This window comes from Streptomyces sp. NPDC023541 (assembly GCF_055559995.1).
Genome location: NZ_JBVHJO010000024.1, coordinates 24,998 through 39,488, shown reverse-complemented (window position 1 = coordinate 39,488; position 14,491 = coordinate 24,998). Strand labels below are relative to the sequence as shown.

The 14,491-nt window shown below is 74.8% G+C and carries 10 protein-coding genes; 7 read left to right on the top strand and 3 right to left on the bottom strand.

Features of this window, described 5'->3' with window-relative positions; genetic code table 11:
• Positions 1-10: 10 nt before the first annotated feature.
• The 3 genes from ACZ3X1_RS34415 to ACZ3X1_RS34405 all read left to right on the top strand — a co-directional run bounded on the left by ACZ3X1_RS34415 (position 11) and on the right by ACZ3X1_RS34405 (position 7,361).
• Complete coding sequence (locus ACZ3X1_RS34415) at positions 11-1,513, top strand: hypothetical protein (protein WP_467283069.1); 1,503 nt, start codon at positions 11-13, stop codon at positions 1,511-1,513.
• A 170-nt stretch (positions 1,514-1,683) separates the two neighbouring features.
• Positions 1,684-2,583, top strand: coding sequence for a hypothetical protein (locus ACZ3X1_RS34410; protein WP_467283067.1), 900 nt, complete (start codon positions 1,684-1,686; stop codon positions 2,581-2,583).
• Between the two features lie 53 nt (positions 2,584-2,636).
• Positions 2,637-7,361, top strand: a complete 4,725-nt coding sequence (locus ACZ3X1_RS34405; RefSeq protein ID WP_467283065.1) for a hypothetical protein — start codon at positions 2,637-2,639, stop codon at positions 7,359-7,361.
• A 79-nt stretch (positions 7,362-7,440) separates the two neighbouring features.
• Here the strand turns inward: ACZ3X1_RS34405 and ACZ3X1_RS34400 are convergent, their stop codons facing one another.
• Entirely contained in the window at positions 7,441-7,875 is a 435-nt protein-coding gene (locus ACZ3X1_RS34400; protein ID WP_356813508.1) for a hypothetical protein, read from the bottom strand.
• A gap of 382 nt (positions 7,876-8,257) precedes the next feature.
• On the opposite strand from ACZ3X1_RS34400, the gene ACZ3X1_RS34395 reads away from it, so the two are divergent.
• From ACZ3X1_RS34395 to ACZ3X1_RS34380, 4 genes are read left to right on the top strand one after another with little or no spacing between them, the layout of a single operon-like run.
• Positions 8,258-11,128: a nitrate- and nitrite sensing domain-containing protein gene (locus tag ACZ3X1_RS34395; protein WP_467283063.1), complete on the top strand. Its 2,871-nt coding sequence runs from the start codon at positions 8,258-8,260 to the stop codon at positions 11,126-11,128.
• Entirely contained in the window at positions 11,125-11,562 is a 438-nt protein-coding gene (locus ACZ3X1_RS34390) for a roadblock/LC7 domain-containing protein (RefSeq protein ID WP_030964627.1), read from the top strand. Before ACZ3X1_RS34395 ends, ACZ3X1_RS34390 begins: the two co-directional genes overlap by 4 nt.
• A gap of 55 nt (positions 11,563-11,617) precedes the next feature.
• Entirely contained in the window at positions 11,618-12,019 is a 402-nt protein-coding gene (locus ACZ3X1_RS34385; RefSeq protein ID WP_356813528.1) for a DUF742 domain-containing protein, read from the top strand.
• A complete protein-coding gene (locus ACZ3X1_RS34380) occupies positions 12,000-12,626 on the top strand; it encodes a GTP-binding protein (RefSeq protein ID WP_030016310.1) in 627 nt (208 codons plus the stop codon). Before ACZ3X1_RS34385 ends, ACZ3X1_RS34380 begins: the two co-directional genes overlap by 20 nt.
• A gap of 168 nt (positions 12,627-12,794) precedes the next feature.
• Here the strand turns inward: ACZ3X1_RS34380 and ACZ3X1_RS34375 are convergent, their stop codons facing one another.
• Both ACZ3X1_RS34375 and ACZ3X1_RS34370 read right to left on the bottom strand, forming a co-directional pair.
• On the bottom strand, positions 12,795-13,985 hold the full coding sequence (locus ACZ3X1_RS34375) for a lipid-transfer protein (RefSeq protein WP_467283061.1): 1,191 nt from the start codon (positions 13,983-13,985) through the stop codon (positions 12,795-12,797).
• Positions 13,982-14,452, bottom strand: coding sequence for a Zn-ribbon domain-containing OB-fold protein (locus ACZ3X1_RS34370; RefSeq protein WP_356813505.1), 471 nt, complete (start codon positions 14,450-14,452; stop codon positions 13,982-13,984). The genes ACZ3X1_RS34375 and ACZ3X1_RS34370 overlap by 4 nt, the downstream gene beginning before the upstream one ends.
• Positions 14,453-14,491: the final 39 nt, after the last annotated feature.

The following is a 14,491-nucleotide window of genomic DNA, read 5'->3' as shown; positions in this document are numbered from 1 at the left end:
GTCTTTGTCCGTGACTCTCCCAGCCCCGGCGAAGACCCTTCCGTCCCCGGCGCCGGGCCCGGCCGCCGACGAGGGCCTGGCCCGGCGGCTGCGTGCCCTCGCCTGCACCGCCCCCCTGCACGACCTCGACGTACGCAAGGCCAATCTGGCGGGCGAGTACGGGATCTACGCGATGGCGGAGGTCGCGCTCGCCGCGATCGACCTGGTCACGCTCAACATGGACTTCGACACGGGCGCCGACCACGAGCAGATAGTGGCCAGACTGCTGCCGCGCGTCGCGGCCCAGGCCCCCTCCCGCCCGGCGGTCGAGCACGAGCGGGTGGCCCGCTGGGTGCTGGAGAACCTGATCAACGTCGGCAGCGTGGACCGCGGCTTCCGCGCGATCTACGGCACGTTCGGCCCGGACGGCGTCTACGTCCGCCGGGACTACGACTTCAAGCTGGTCGAAGAGGTCCCCTACGGCGGCGCGGTCTACCTGCGCACCACCGACGAGGCCGTCAACGTCCTGGTCGGAGCCCTCGACACCGACGTCACCAGCGCCCAGATCGCCGCAGAGGTCAAGCTGGAGGTGCTGATCAGCCGCGGGCGGCTGGCGGACGCCCAGCTGGCCGCCGAGCAGGCCCGCTACCGGACCGTGCAGTACGCGGAGACCCTGCGCCGCACCCTGGAGGCGACCCGGCGCAACGTCCGGGCGGTGGACTGGCTCCAGGCCGTCCCCGACATGATCGCCGAGGCCCTCGACCACGTCGCCGACCGCTACCGCCACGAGAACGCGATCCTGACCAACATCCGCAAGGCGCGCGACGAGGCCGAGGAACCGGAGAACAAGCGCCGCGCCGCCGAGCTCGTCGACATCGTCAAGGACTGCATCCGCCGCCACACCCAGCTGCAGTCCCGGCTGCTGGACGCGGGCCCGCTGTTCCGTGCCGAACAGGACCGCCAGGCCTTCGCCGCCCCCGCGCCGCGCACCGGCATCGACCTGTACGGCCAGCTCGTCGCCCCGGTCCTGCCGCTGCCCGTGGAGCAGGCGCGCCGGGTCACCGACGCCTTCTTCGCCGCGGGCACGGGGCTGCGCACGCCCGTCTCCGTGCGGGTGGCCGACCTCGTCGAGATCCTGCTCACCCCGCCGGTGGAGCGCGAGCACCTCGGCGCGGAGATGCCGGAGCCGGACCTGATCGCCACCCCGGACGACAGCCGCTTCACCGAGGAGCAGCTCGCCGCCGCGATGGGCCTCCTGGACCTGCCGCACGACGCCCCGCGCCGGCTGTCCGGGCTGCTCGCGGAGGCCCGCCGCAGCGACGCCGACCTGCCGTACCTGGTGGCGCTGCTGGCCGTGCACGCCGCGAGCCCGGCCGTGGGCACCGCGTACCGCCAGGGTGAGGAGCGACTGCTCTTCGCCGTGGACGACGGCACGCAGCTCGACGACCCCGAGTTCGGTGGCGCCGACCTCATCGTCGGCACCGCCCTCCTCGACGCCGCCGGCATGGCCGCCGACCGCGCGGAGGCCTCGTGACCACCGCTGCGAATCCAGCCCCGCCGGCGTACGAGGCGCGGGTCCGGGCGGAGCCCGGTGCCCGGCGCAGCCGGGTTGCCTCGGGTGCCGCCCGCGTAGCCGCCACCACCCGTGCCGTCCGCACCCCCCTACCGTCCGCACCCCCCCCGTACCGCCGAGGAGACGCACCCGTGAGCGACCACCACGCCGAGCACCCCGCGTGGAGCGAGTCCGACATGCCGTCGGCTCCTGTCGCGCCCGCCACCGGGGGCGTGACCCCGGCGGACGCCGCGGACGCGGCCCGGCTCGTGGCCTTCGGGCTCCAGCCCAAGCTGGCGCCCGCCCGCGACGCCGAGTACGCCGAACTGCTGCGCCGCTACCGCGAGGAGCCCGCCTTCGGCCGCCTCGCCGACGCCGTCGCGACCGGCCTCGGCCTCGTCGTCCTGGAGGTGTCCCCGCGCGCCGGCATGGCCGTGGCCGCCGACGAGGACTCCGTCTTCGCCGTCCGGATGGGCGACTACGCCCGCCGTACCGCCGCGGACTCCGCCGACCGGTTCCTGCACGGCCTCGCCCATCTCGCCGTCGCCGCCCTCGCCTTCCCGCGCCCCGAGGACCTCGCCGACGACGGCTACATCGGCCGTGTCACCGTCAACGGCGTGGACGCCTTCGTCCGGCAGACCTGCCGCCGCCTGGAGGAGCGCGCCGAGGAACTCGGCGAGAACACCGACCCGGCGTCCGACGCCCCCGGCCTGGAGGCCGCCTGGCGGGTCTACGCCCGCCGCAGCGCGACCGGCGCCACCAAGGACGCCCGCCGCCTCGCCGGTTCCACCACCGGCATCGTCGGCAAGGCCGCCGCCTTCCTCACCGACTCCGGTTTCCTCCAGCGCACCGGCGACGAGGCCGGCGGCACCTACCGCACCACCCCCCGCTACCAGCTCCAGGTCCGCGACATGGCGGGCAGCTCAGCCATGGCCGAGCTCCTGGAACTCGGCGTGGTCCCCGTCAGCGACGGCTCCGCCACCCTCCTGCCGCCGCCCGAGGGCGACGACCTGGAGCTGGCCGCCGACGCCGGGCTGCCCTTCCACGCCTGAGTCCTGAACCCCGTAGACCCCGCCTCACCCAGACACCACGAGAGTCCGCCGCCATGTACGAGCTGTCCCGGATCCGCCTCTACTCCATCGGGCCCGCCGGCGCGCGCTACGCCGACACCGTGCTCGACCTGCGCGGAGTCGGCGAGCCGGTGCCCCACCCGGCGCCGGCCCAGGCGGAGTTCTTCGAGGACGAGCCGACCGGACCACCGCGCCGCCCCGCGCCCGCCGGCGTGCTCTTCCTGGAGAACGGCGGAGGCAAGTCCGTCCTCCTCAAGCTGATCTTCTCGGTGATGCTCCCCGGCCACCGCAACACCCTCGGCGGCGCCAGCTCCGGCGTCCTGCGCAAGTTCCTGCTGGCCGACGACTGCGGCCACGTGGCCCTGGAGTGGCAGCACACCCAGACCGGCGAGTGCGTGGTCGTCGGCAAGGTCAGCGAATGGCGCGGCCGCCAGGTCTCCAACGACCCCCGCAAGTTCGCCGAGGCCTGGTACTCCTTCCGCCCCGGCCCCGGCCTGAGCCTCGACAGCCTGCCCGTCGCCGAGTCAATTGCCGTGCGACCGCCCGTCGAAGGCGCCTCCGGCGCCCAGGGCCGCCGCCGCACCATGAAGGGCTTCCGCGACGCGCTCACCGACGCCGGCAAGGCCTATCCGCACCTCGAGGTCTACTTCGAGGAGATCCACGACCGCTGGAACGAGCACCTCACCGAGCTGGGCCTCGACCCCGAACTCTTCCGCTACCAGCGTGAGATGAACGCCGACGAGGGCGAGGCGGCCGGTCTCTTTGCGGTCAAGAAGGACTCCGACTTCACCGACCTGCTGCTGCGCGCCGTCACCGACACCCGCGACACGGACGGCCTCGCCGACCTCGTCCACGGCTTCGGCAACAAGCTCGGCCGCCGCGCCGAGCTCATGGCCGAACGCGACTTCACCGCCGGCTCGGTGGACCTCCTCACCAAGATCGTCGAAGCCGCCGCGGCCCGCTCCCGGCTGCGCGACGTCCACGCGGGCGCCGAACGCCGCACGCGCACCCTCGCCCGCAGGCTGTCCGCCCGCGCCGCAGAGGAACGCGGCCGGGCCGCCGACCTCGCCCAGCGCGTGACCGCCGCCGCCCACGACGTCACCGCCGCCGAGTCCGCCCGCACCCGCAGCGCGGCCGTCTCCGCCGAACTCGCCTACCGGCACGCCTCCCTGGCCCTGACCGTCGCCGACAAGGCAGCCGCCGCCCAGCGCCGCGAACTCCTCGAAGCCCGCACCCTGCACTCCGCCTGGCAGGCCGCCGAGACCGTGCTGCGCCACCGGGCCGCCGCCGACCGCTCCGCCCGCGTCGCCGCAGCGATCCTGGAGGCCGAGCGCGACGCCGCCCCGGCCCTGGCCGCCCGCGCCACCGCCGCGGGCCGACTCGTACGGGCCCTGCACACCGCCGCCGAGGAGGGTGAGCGGCTCGCCAACGAGGAGGAGGAGCGTTCCGCGGCCCTCCAGGCCACCGGAGAAGACTCCCACCGCGACGCCACCGCCGCGGCCACGGCCGCCCAGCGGGCCCGCAGCGAGGCCGAGCACCTCAGGGCCAGGCTCAGCGAGGTCCAGCAGGAGACCGCCGAGGCCGTCCGTGCCGGCTGGCTCGACGACTCCGCCCCCGACGCCGACCCGGCCCGCGCCGCCCTCGCCGCCGCGGACGCCGAGAAGGCCGCCGTGGCCGCCTGGGACGAGTCCCGCGAGGCCGCCCGTGCCGCCACCGAAGCCGCCCGTGAGGCCGCCGCCGCGGAATCCCGGGCCGAGCTGACCGCCGCCCGCGCCGCGGACGCCGCCGAGGCCGCCGAAGCCGCCCACGACGCCGAGTACCGAGCCGCCGCCTCGCTCGCCGCGTCCCCGCGCCTCGCCGAACTCCTCGGACTGCCCTCGGCGGTGGACCCCGCCGACGTATCCGTCCCCTCGCCCCGCACGGGCGACGGCTCCACCGGCGCGTCCGCCGGGGGCCCGGCAGCCGCCGGCGGCCCGCACGGCGCAGCGCAGGGCACCGCCCGCGGCGCGGTGGCCACCGCCGTCGGACTGCTCACCGCCGAGGACCTCGACCGGAGCGCCGACGACCTGCGCGAACTGCTCGCCGACGGCGTCGCCTCGGCCGAGCGCCAGCTGTTCGAGCTGCGCACCGCGGCCGCAGACGACTCCCGCATCCTCGGCGCACTCGGCGACGGCGGCCTGCTCCCGCCCGGCCCGGACGTCCTCGCCACCGTCGAGTACCTCGGCGAACACGGCATCCCCGCGCTCCCCGGCTGGCGCTACCTCGCCCAGGCCGTGGACCCCGCCGACCACGCCGCCGTCCTCGCCGCCCGCCCCGAGCTCGTCGACGGCGTCGTCATCACCGACCCCGACACCCACAGCCGGGCCCGCGAGGTCCTCTCCGGCGCCGCCCTGCTGCCCCGCTCCACCGTCGCCGTGGGCACGGCCGCAGCCCTGCTCGCGCCCGTCCCCCCGGCGGGCCCCGACGGCGAGGACACCGCCGTCTTCCTCGTGCCGCCGAACCCGGCCATGCACGACGAGCACGCCGCCGACGAGGAGCGCCAGGCGCTGCGCACCCGCGCCGCCGCCCGCGACACCGAGATCCGCGACCTCGCCGCCCGCCTCGCCGGCGACCGTGAGCTCTCCGCCCGGCTCGCCTCCTGGCGCACCGGCTGCCCGCCCGGCCGCCTCACCGAGCTCGCCGAGGCGGCCGCCGCCGCCCGGATGTTCGCCCAGGAGACCGACGCCGAGCTCGCGGAGGCCCGTACCGCACGCGCCGAGGCCGACGAGGCCGCCGCCGACGCGGCCCGGGTCCGCGAGGAGCGCCAGGACACCGCCCAGCGCGCCCGCCGCGCCGCCGACGCCCTCGCGGGCCTCGCCTTCCGCCTGCGCGAGCGCGCCGGCTGGCAGGCCCGCCTCCGGGAACTCGCCGACGAGGCCGCCGAGTCCGAGGCCCGCGCCGAGGTCTGCCTCGATCGGGCCCGCGCCGCCGACGAGGACCGCCGCGCAGCCCAGCGCGCCGCCGACGACGCCCGCCGCACCGCCCGGGCGCTGCGCGCCGAACGCGCGGAGATCGCCGGCGCCCCCGACCAGCTGCCCGACGGCGACGACGGCCCGCGCGTGCCTCTCCCCGACCTCCGCGAGGCCTACCGCGCCGCCTCCCAGCTCTACGAGAAGGTCGGCGTCGGCGCCGACCTGCGCGCCGAACAGGCCCGCGCCGAGAGCGACGAGAGCGCCGCTCTCGCCGAACTCGACCGCCTCACCAACAAGGTGCGCACCCGCGCCGCCCAGCTCCTGGAGGGCACCGACGGCGCCGACGGCCCGTCCCGCCAGGCCGCGGCCGCCCGCGCCGAGTCCCTCGTACAGATGCTGGAGACCCGGGCGTCGGCCGCCAGCGAGCAGCTCGGCCGGCTGCGCGGCGAGGCCGAACGGCACGCCCCCGCCGAGGGCGAGGCGCACACCGACCTGCCCGAGGAGCTGATCCCCGGGGACGTCGAGCACGCACAGGCCCTGCTGCGCACGGCCACCGCCCAGCTCGCCGCCCACACCGCGGCCGTGGAGGGCGCCCGCGCCGCCCACGCGGACCTGCTGCGCGCCCACCGCACCGCCGAGGACGGCGCAGGCGGCTTCGACGAGACCGCGGCGCTCCTGAGGGACCTGCTGCGCGACCACACCCACCAGGACGACGAGCAGGAGCCGGTGGCGCACCACGGCACGCTGGAGGAGGCCCGCCAGTCGGCCGCCGAGGCCCGCCGCTCCCTGCGCGGCTGCTCCGCCGACCTGTCGGCCGCGGAGTCCGCGGTGCGCGAGGCGAGCGACGTCCTGGTCCGGCACGCCAACGCCACCCGCTACGAGCAGGTACGCACCCCCGCGCGCCAGCAGATCCGCGAACTGCCCGCCTCGGCCCTGCCCGAGCACGCTGCGGCCTGGGCTGCGGCCTTCGCCCCCCGGCTGCGCGTCCTCACCGACGAGCTGGCGCAACTGGAGCGCAACCGCGACAGCATCGTCGACCGGCTGCGCGGCCTGGTCGAATCCGCCCTGGCCACGCTCCGTTCCGCGCAGCGCCTCTCGCAACTGCCCGAAGGGCTCGGCGAATGGTCCGGGCAGGAGTTCCTGCGGATCCGCTTCGAGGAGCCCGACCAGGCGACCCTCACGGAGCGCCTCGGCGAGGTCATCGACGACGCCACGCGCACCGCGGTGAAGAAGAACAGCGGCGCCTCCTTCGGCGAGGGCCGCCGCGACGGCATGTCCCTGCTGCTGCGCGGCGTCCAGGCGGCCCTGGAGCCCAAGGGCATCTCCGTGGAGATCCTCAAGCCGGACGCGGTGCTGCGCGCCGAACGGGTGCCGGTGGGCCAGATGGGCGACGTGTTCTCCGGCGGACAGCTGCTGACCGCGGCGATCGCGCTGTACTGCACGATGGCGGCGCTGCGCAGCAACGACCGGGGCCGCGACAAGCACCGGCACGCGGGCACGCTGTTCCTCGACAACCCGATCGGCCGCGCGAACGCCACCTACCTGCTGGAGCTCCAGCGGGCCGTGTCCGACGCGCTCGGCGTCCAACTGCTGTACACGACCGGACTCTTCGACACGACCGCCCTCGCCGAGTTCCCGCTGGTGATCCGCCTGCGCAACGACGCGGACCTGCGGGCGGGCCTGAAGTACATCAGCGTCGAGGAGCACCTGCGCCCGGGCCTGCCGCAGCAGTCGCCCGAGGGGGAGGCCATCCACGGCGAGATCACCGCCACCCGGATGTTCCGCCGCAGCGCCGCGCCGACCGCCTGACGGGCCGCGGGCGGCGCCCCCCTGCGCCGTTTCGGCGCAGGGGGGCCACCGGCCCGCACGGCGTGCCCCGTCGGGACGCTCAGCGGCGGCCGAACCCCGCGAGCGGCCCGTCCTCGCGGGCTATTCGGACCGGCCCGGCGAGCTTGTGCGCCGCCCGCGCGGCCCGGGCCGCCCGGCGGGCCTCGCGGCGGCGCAACCGCGCCGTGCTGCTCGGCTCCGAGACGACCCCGTAGCGCTGGTTCCACGTCTGCCGGGTGATCCACACGTCCAGCACGGCCCAGGTGGCCAAGACGGTCGCGGCGACCGAGCCGAGCACCATCGGGAAGGCCATCCAGGAGCCCGTCAGGCTCAGGAAGAACGTGATCGTCGCCTGGGTCAGCGTCACGGCCACGACCAGCACCGACCGCACCGCCGAAGCCCGCACCGGGTCCGGCATCCGACGCCGGCGCGCCGGCTCCTCCACCCACAGGCCGCGCCGCGCCGCACCGGCGCCGCCGCCCTCGTCACTGCTCATGGTCCGCTCACTCCCCACGCGGTCCGCCATGCCTACCCCACACGTCTACCCCGACATGTCCCTCGTACAGACAGACGTCCGGCGGTCCCTGGAGATTCCCGAATGCCGGATGCTTCCAAGGGCCTCGAAGATCGCGGAACGAATAATTCCAGCCATCCATCAGCCTGCGCGATTTGACGCCTCACCAAGTGTCATCTGCCACATATCGGGCTGCACTTGACCGGAAGTGTCGGACAACTGGCGATCTTCCTCAGGGGGTCAGGCCGAAAACGTCCGGACACGCCTTCGAACCTACTCCCCAGCAGTAGTAGGCTCACGCCGTTTAAATGACGGAACACCGACCCCCGGCAACGGGGTTGACCTGGGGGAGGCTGGGGAGGCCATGCGCTTTCGCGGGAAGTCCATCCGCCGGAAGATCGTGGCGTTGCTCCTTGTGCCGCTCGTCTCCCTGACCGCCCTCTGGGGCTTCGCCACAGTCATCACGGGCCGCCAGGCCCTCCAGCTCTTCGACGTGGCCTACGTCATCGACAAGGTCGGCTACCCCGTCGAGGACGTCGCCCGCGTCATCCAGAAGGAGCGGCGCCAGACCCTCGTCGTCCTCGGAGACCCCCGGGCCGCCACCGCCACCGCCGAACTCGCCAAGCGCCGCGCCGAGACCGACCAGGCCGTCGAGAAGATCAGCGTGAGCGCCCGCGACCCCAAGGTCGTCGACGAGCTCAGCCCGCAGAGCGCCCAGCGCCTGCGCTCGATCGTCTCCGCCTTCCACGGCATCGGCTCCATGCGCCGCTCCGTCGACCAGAACGCCCTCGACCCCGGTCAGGCCCTGGAGCTCTACAACCGGCTCGTCGACCCCTGCTACGACTTCCTCATGAACCTCCACGGCCTCGACAACGTCGAGGTCGACAAGGAGGGCCGCGCGCTCGTCGGCATCAGCCGCGCCCGCGAGCTGCTCTCCCGCGAGGACGCCGTGATCGCCTCCGCCCTCGCCGCGCGCAACATCAGCGCCGGCGACGTCCGCCGCGTCTCCGACTTCGCCGCCAACCGCTCCCTGCTCTACGAGTTCAACCTCGTGACCCTCCCCGCCGACGACCGGGAGCGCTTCGAGCAGTTCTGGAAGGACCCCCAGACCCAGCCGCTGCGCGACGCCGAGGAACGCTTCATCTCCGGCGGCGCTGTCAACAAGCCGCGCAACCTCACCGCCGCCCAGTGGGACGAGGCCTCCGCCAAGGTCCTCGACGACCTCGCGGACATGAACACCGACGCCGGCGACCGCTACCAGCGGCGCATCGAGCCCGTGGCCACGGACGTCATGATCCAGGCCGCCGCCGCCGGCTTCCTCGGCTTCCTCGCCCTCATCGTGTCCCTCGTCCTGTCCGTGCGCATCGGCCGCGACCTGGTCCGCGACCTCTCCCGGCTGCGCAAGGAGGCCCATGAGGCCTCCGGCGTCCGCCTCCCGAGCGTCATGCGGCGCCTGGCCGCCGGCGAACACGTCGACGTCGAGACCGAGGCGCCCCACCTCGAATACGAGAAGGACGAGGTCGGCCAGGTCGGCCAGGCCCTCAACACCCTCCAGCGGGCCGCCGTCGAGGCCGCCGTCAAGCAGGCGGACCTGCGCCGCGGCGTCTCCGAGGTCTTCGTCAACCTGGCCCGCCGCAACCAGGTGCTGCTGCACCGCCAGCTGACTCTCCTCGACACCATGGAGCGCCGCACCGAGGACACCGAGGAGCTCGCCGACCTCTTCCGCCTCGACCACATGACCACCCGCATGCGCCGCCACGCCGAGGGCCTGGTGATCCTCTCCGGAGCCGCCCCCTCCCGCCAGTGGCGCAAGCCCGTCCAGCTCATGGACGTCGTACGGGCCGCCGTCGCAGAGGTGGAGGACTACGAGCGAATAGAGGTGCGCCGCCTCACCCGCCTGGGCATCGTCGGCCCGGCCGTCGCCGACGTCACCCACCTCATCGCCGAACTCCTCGAGAACGCGACCGTGTTCTCCCCGCCCCACACCGCGGTCCAGGTGCACGGCGAGCGCGTGGCCAACGGATTCACCCTCGAGATCCACGACCGGGGCCTCGGCATGACCCCGGAGGCGCTCCTCGACGCGAACCTCCGGCTCGCCGAGACCCCCGAGTTCGAACTCTCCGACACCGACCGGCTCGGCCTGTTCGTCGTCAGCCGCCTCGCCCAGCGCCACAGCGTCAAGGTCGTCCTCCAGCCCAGCCCCTACGGGGGCACCACCGCGGTGGTCTTCCTCCCGTCGGCCCTGCTCACCGACGCCCCCGAGACCAGCGGCAGCGGCGTACGGCTGGACGGCCCCCGGGCGGCCAAATCCGGCAGGGCCGCGAAGGCCGGCCAGATCGGCAGGACGCACTCCGAGCGCCCCCTCACCTCCGCCGTGGAGCGTGCGTCGTCCGGCCGTCCGCTGCCCACCGCCGAACTGCGCGGCCCGGTCGAGCTGGAGGCCCCGCTCGACGGCCGCGGCCTGGACGGCCTGCGCCCCCTCGACGACACCGCCGCCCTCGACGACGATCCGGCCGCCGCCGCGGGCCGCCCGGGCGCCGGCCGCCCCGGCCGCCCGGCCATGGCGACCCTCGACGACGAGACCCCGCCGAACGGCACGCCGCGCAGCGCCCTGCTCGGCCTGCGCCCGGCGGACCGGCCGCACACCGACCGCCACGCCGAGCGCAACGACTCCACCCGCAACGGCTCCACCCGCAACGGTTCCTTGCGCAACGGCTCTTCCCGCAACGGCGACCGCGACCGGGAACGCGAGCCGCTCGCCCCCACCGGACCGGTCCGGCTGGACACCCAGCGCCTGGAGGCCCCCCGCCCCGACGGCCCCCGCTCCCCGGGAGCCGTACCGCTGCCGCGCCGCCGCCCCACCCCGACCCTGGTCGCCGAGCACGGCCGCCGGGTGGACCCCCGCCCGGTGTCCGCGGTCCCGCAGCACGCCCCCGCGGCCGGATCCGACGACGCGGAACCCGCCGTCGGCCCCGACACCGGCGGGCTGCCCCGCCGCATCCGTCAGGCCAGCCTGGCCCCGCAGCTCAAGAAGTCCACGTCGTCCGCCCCCGCCGAAGCCGCCCCCGACCAGGTGGCAGACCGCGACGCGGAGGACGTACGCACGCGCATGTCCGCTCTCCAGCGTGGCTGGACGGCGGGCCGCAACCGGCACGCACAGCAGCAGTCCGAGACCGAGGCGGGCACATTCCCCGCCGGCGGTCCCGCGAACGAGAACGAAGGGGACGGTCGATGACCGCACCGCAGACCGGCAACGACAGCAGGGGCCGCGGCTCCGGCCCGCTCAACTGGCTCCTCGACGAGCTCGTCGACCGGGTCGGGTCCATCCGCAAGGCGGTGGTCCTCTCCGGCGACGGCCTGCCCACGGGCAGCTCGAAGGACCTGACCCGCGAGGACAGCGAGCACCTGGCGGCGGTCGCGTCCGGGTTCCACAGCCTGGCCAAGGGCGTCGGCCGGCACTTCGACTCCGGCCGGGTCCGCCAGACCGTGGTCGAGCTGGACGAGGCGTTCCTCTTCGTCATGGCCGCGGGCGACGGCAGCTGCCTGGCCGTCCTGGCCGACGCCGACTCCGACGTGGGCCAGGTCGCGTATGAGATGACGCTGATGGTGAAGCGGGTGGGGGACCACCTGGCGACCGCCCCACGCACCGGGCTGCCAGCCGGAGGGTGAGTCGGAAGGCATGAGCGACCCAGGCCAGGACCATCTCGCCGACACTACCGCCGGCATGCCCTTCGACCCGTCCACCCCGGACCACCCGCACTGGTTCGACGACGACGCGGGTCCCGTCGTACGCCCCTACGCCATGACCCGCGGCCGGACCAGCCATGCGGGCCAGCACCGCCTCGACCTGATCGCCCTCGTCGTCGCCGAACCGGCGGCCGATGATCCGGTCTGGGACATGACCCTCTCCCCGGAACACGCCCACATCCTCGGGCTGTGCCGGGAACGGCCCCAGTCGGTCGCCGAACTGGCGGCCGACCTCGACCTCGCGGTCGGGGTCGTACGCGTCCTCATCGGCGACCTGGTCGATGAGGAACTGGTCCACGTGACCAGGCCGGTACCCCCGGCAGAACTGCCCGATGAATCCATTCTGCGTGAGGTGATCGATGGCCTTCGGGCGCTTTAGCCGCACCGGTGCCATGCACGCGGTGTCGCCGGTCGAGCCGCTGACCTTGAAGATCCTGGTCGCGGGCGGCTTCGGGGTGGGCAAGACCACCCTGGTCAGCGCGGTCAGCGAGATCAGACCGCTCCGGACCGAGGAACGGCTCTCCGAGCCCGGCGTCGGCGTAGACGACACCGGGGGAGTGGAGGGCAAGAGCACCACGACCGTGGCCATGGACTTCGGGCGCATCACGCTCCGCGAGGACCTGGTGCTGTACCTGTTCGGCACGCCCGGACAGGACCGCTTCTGGTTCCTGTGGGACGAGCTGGCCCAGGGCTCCCTGGGCGCCGTGGTCCTCGCGGACACCCGCCGCCTGGCCGACTGCTTCGCGGCCATCGACTACTTCGAGCGGCGCGCGATCCCGTTCGTCGTCGCGGTCAACTGCTTCGACGGCGCGGACCGCCACCCCGTGGTGACCGTGCGGACGGCACTCGACCTAGACCCCGGGGTCCCGGTGCTGCTGTGCGACGCACGGGACCGCGAGTCCGTGAAGGACGTGCTGGTGGGGGTCGTGGAACACGCGATGTCCCTGGCCCGCGAGCGGCGCCGGAGCCTGTCCGCGGGAGCCTGAACCGGGCGGGTCCGCGCGACGACACGGGCGCGGCCCGTACCCCCGCCGACTGGGGTACGGGCCGCAGCTCTCACGTGGGGTCTCGTGGGCCCGGAGGCGGTGCGGGACCGTGGAGCGAGTGTGAACCTGCCGCCGGGGGCCGTCAAGCGCCAGGACAACACGAACTGTTCAGCGCACGGCGACGACGGCCGACCCGTGCCCGAACAGCCCCTGGTTGGCGGTGAGCCCCGCCCGCGCGCCGGGCACCTGCCGCTGCCCGGCCGTACCGCGCAGCTGCCACGTCAGCTCGCACACCTGGGCGATGGCCTGGGCCGGCACCGCCTCCCCGAACGAGGCCAGCCCCCCACTGGTGTTGACGGGGATCCGCCCGCCCAGGGCCGTCGCCCCCTCCCGCACCAGCTTCGCCCCCTCGCCCTCGGCGCACAGCCCGATGTCCTCGTACCACTCCAGCTCCAGGGCGGTGGACAGGTCGTACACCTCGGCGAGCGAGAGGTCCTCCGGCCCGAGCCCCGCCTCCTCGTACGCGGCGCGCGCGATCGAGGACCGGAAGGACCCGGCGGCCGGCCCCACGGCCGTCGTCGAGTCGGTGGCGATGTCCGGCAGGTCCAGCACCGTCCGCGGATAGGTGGGCGTCACCGTCGACACCGCCCGGATCCGCACCGGATCGGCCACGCCGCGCGAGCGCGCGAAGTCCATGCTGGTGAGCACCAGCGCCGCGCCCCCGTCGGAGGTCGCGCAGATGTCCAGCAGCCGGAGCGGATCGGCGACCACCGCCGAGGCGGCGACCTCGTCGGCGGTGACCGCCTTGCGGTAGCGGGCGTTCGGGTTGAGCCGTCCGGCCGCCGCGTTCTTCACCTTGACCTGGGCGAAGTCCTCCAGGGTGTCCCCGTGGAGGGCCATCCGGCGGCGGGCGTAGAGCGCGAAGTACGCCGGATTGGTCGCGCCCAGCACACGGAACCGCAGCCAGTCCGGATCGTCCGGCCGGTCGCCGCCCGCCGGTGCGAAGAACCCCTTGGGCGCGGCGTCCGCGCCGACCACGAGCACCACGTCGGCCAGGCCCGCCAGGATCTGCGCGCGGGCCGCCCCGATCGCCTGGGCCCCTGACGCGCAGGCCGCGTACACGCTGGTCACCCGGGCGCCCTGCCAGCCGAGGGCCCGGGCGAAGGTGGCGCCGGCCACGTAGCCCGGGTATCCGCAACGCACGGTGTCGGCGCCGACGACCGACCCCACGTCCGTCCAGTCCAGGCCCGCGTCCGCGAGCGCCGCCCGCGCCGCGCTCCGCCCGTACTCGACGAAGCTGCGGCCCCATTTGCCCCACGGGTGCATGCCGGCCCCCAGGACGGCCACCTCGGCGCTCACGCGGCCCCTCCCACCGGCTTGAACAGCCAGGTGGTCCAGGCGGTCCCGGCGTCCTCGTTCAGCACGCCGCCCACCACCTCGACCTCCATGCCCACCGCCAGATCGGCGACTCCGACCCCGGGCGCGGCCCGGCCCAGCACCACCATCCCCTCCGCCTCCAGCTCCACCGCGACCAGGGTGTACGGCTCCCAGGGCGCGGCCGGGTCGGACACGTACGGCGCGGGCGGCCGGTAGCGCCCGTCGGTGTAGGACCAGACCCGGCCCCGCGGGGACAGCGGTACCTCGGCGAGTTCCCCGCCGCCGGGGCACCGCGGGTTGCGGCAGTGGGCGTCCTCACGGGGGAAGAACACCGCGGTACAGGCCGAGCACCGGGTGCCGAGCAGCCGGAAGCCGCCCCCGTCCGGCGCGTTCTCGGTGAACCACCCGCTCACGACGGGTGTACGTGTGCGTGCCAAGACCCCTCCCATGCCGAAGAGCTGACGCCTCGTCAGAAGTTAGGAGTCTGC

Excerpts from the sequence above, each read along its gene's own strand:
- ACZ3X1_RS34390 (WP_030964627.1), top strand. The coding sequence starts at position 11,125 with ATGACCGCACCGCAGACCGGCAACGACAGCAGGGGCCGCGGCTCCGGC.
- ACZ3X1_RS34405 (WP_467283065.1), top strand. The coding sequence starts at position 2,637 with ATGTACGAGCTGTCCCGGATCCGCCTCTACTCCATCGGGCCCGCCGGC.
- ACZ3X1_RS34370 (WP_356813505.1), bottom strand. The coding sequence starts at position 14,452 with ATGGGAGGGGTCTTGGCACGCACACGTACACCCGTCGTGAGCGGGTGG.
- ACZ3X1_RS34400 (WP_356813508.1), bottom strand. The coding sequence starts at position 7,875 with ATGAGCAGTGACGAGGGCGGCGGCGCCGGTGCGGCGCGGCGCGGCCTG.
- ACZ3X1_RS34395 (WP_467283063.1), top strand. The coding sequence starts at position 8,258 with ATGCGCTTTCGCGGGAAGTCCATCCGCCGGAAGATCGTGGCGTTGCTC.
- ACZ3X1_RS34385 (WP_356813528.1), top strand. The coding sequence starts at position 11,618 with ATGCCCTTCGACCCGTCCACCCCGGACCACCCGCACTGGTTCGACGAC.
- ACZ3X1_RS34380 (WP_030016310.1), top strand. The coding sequence starts at position 12,000 with ATGGCCTTCGGGCGCTTTAGCCGCACCGGTGCCATGCACGCGGTGTCG.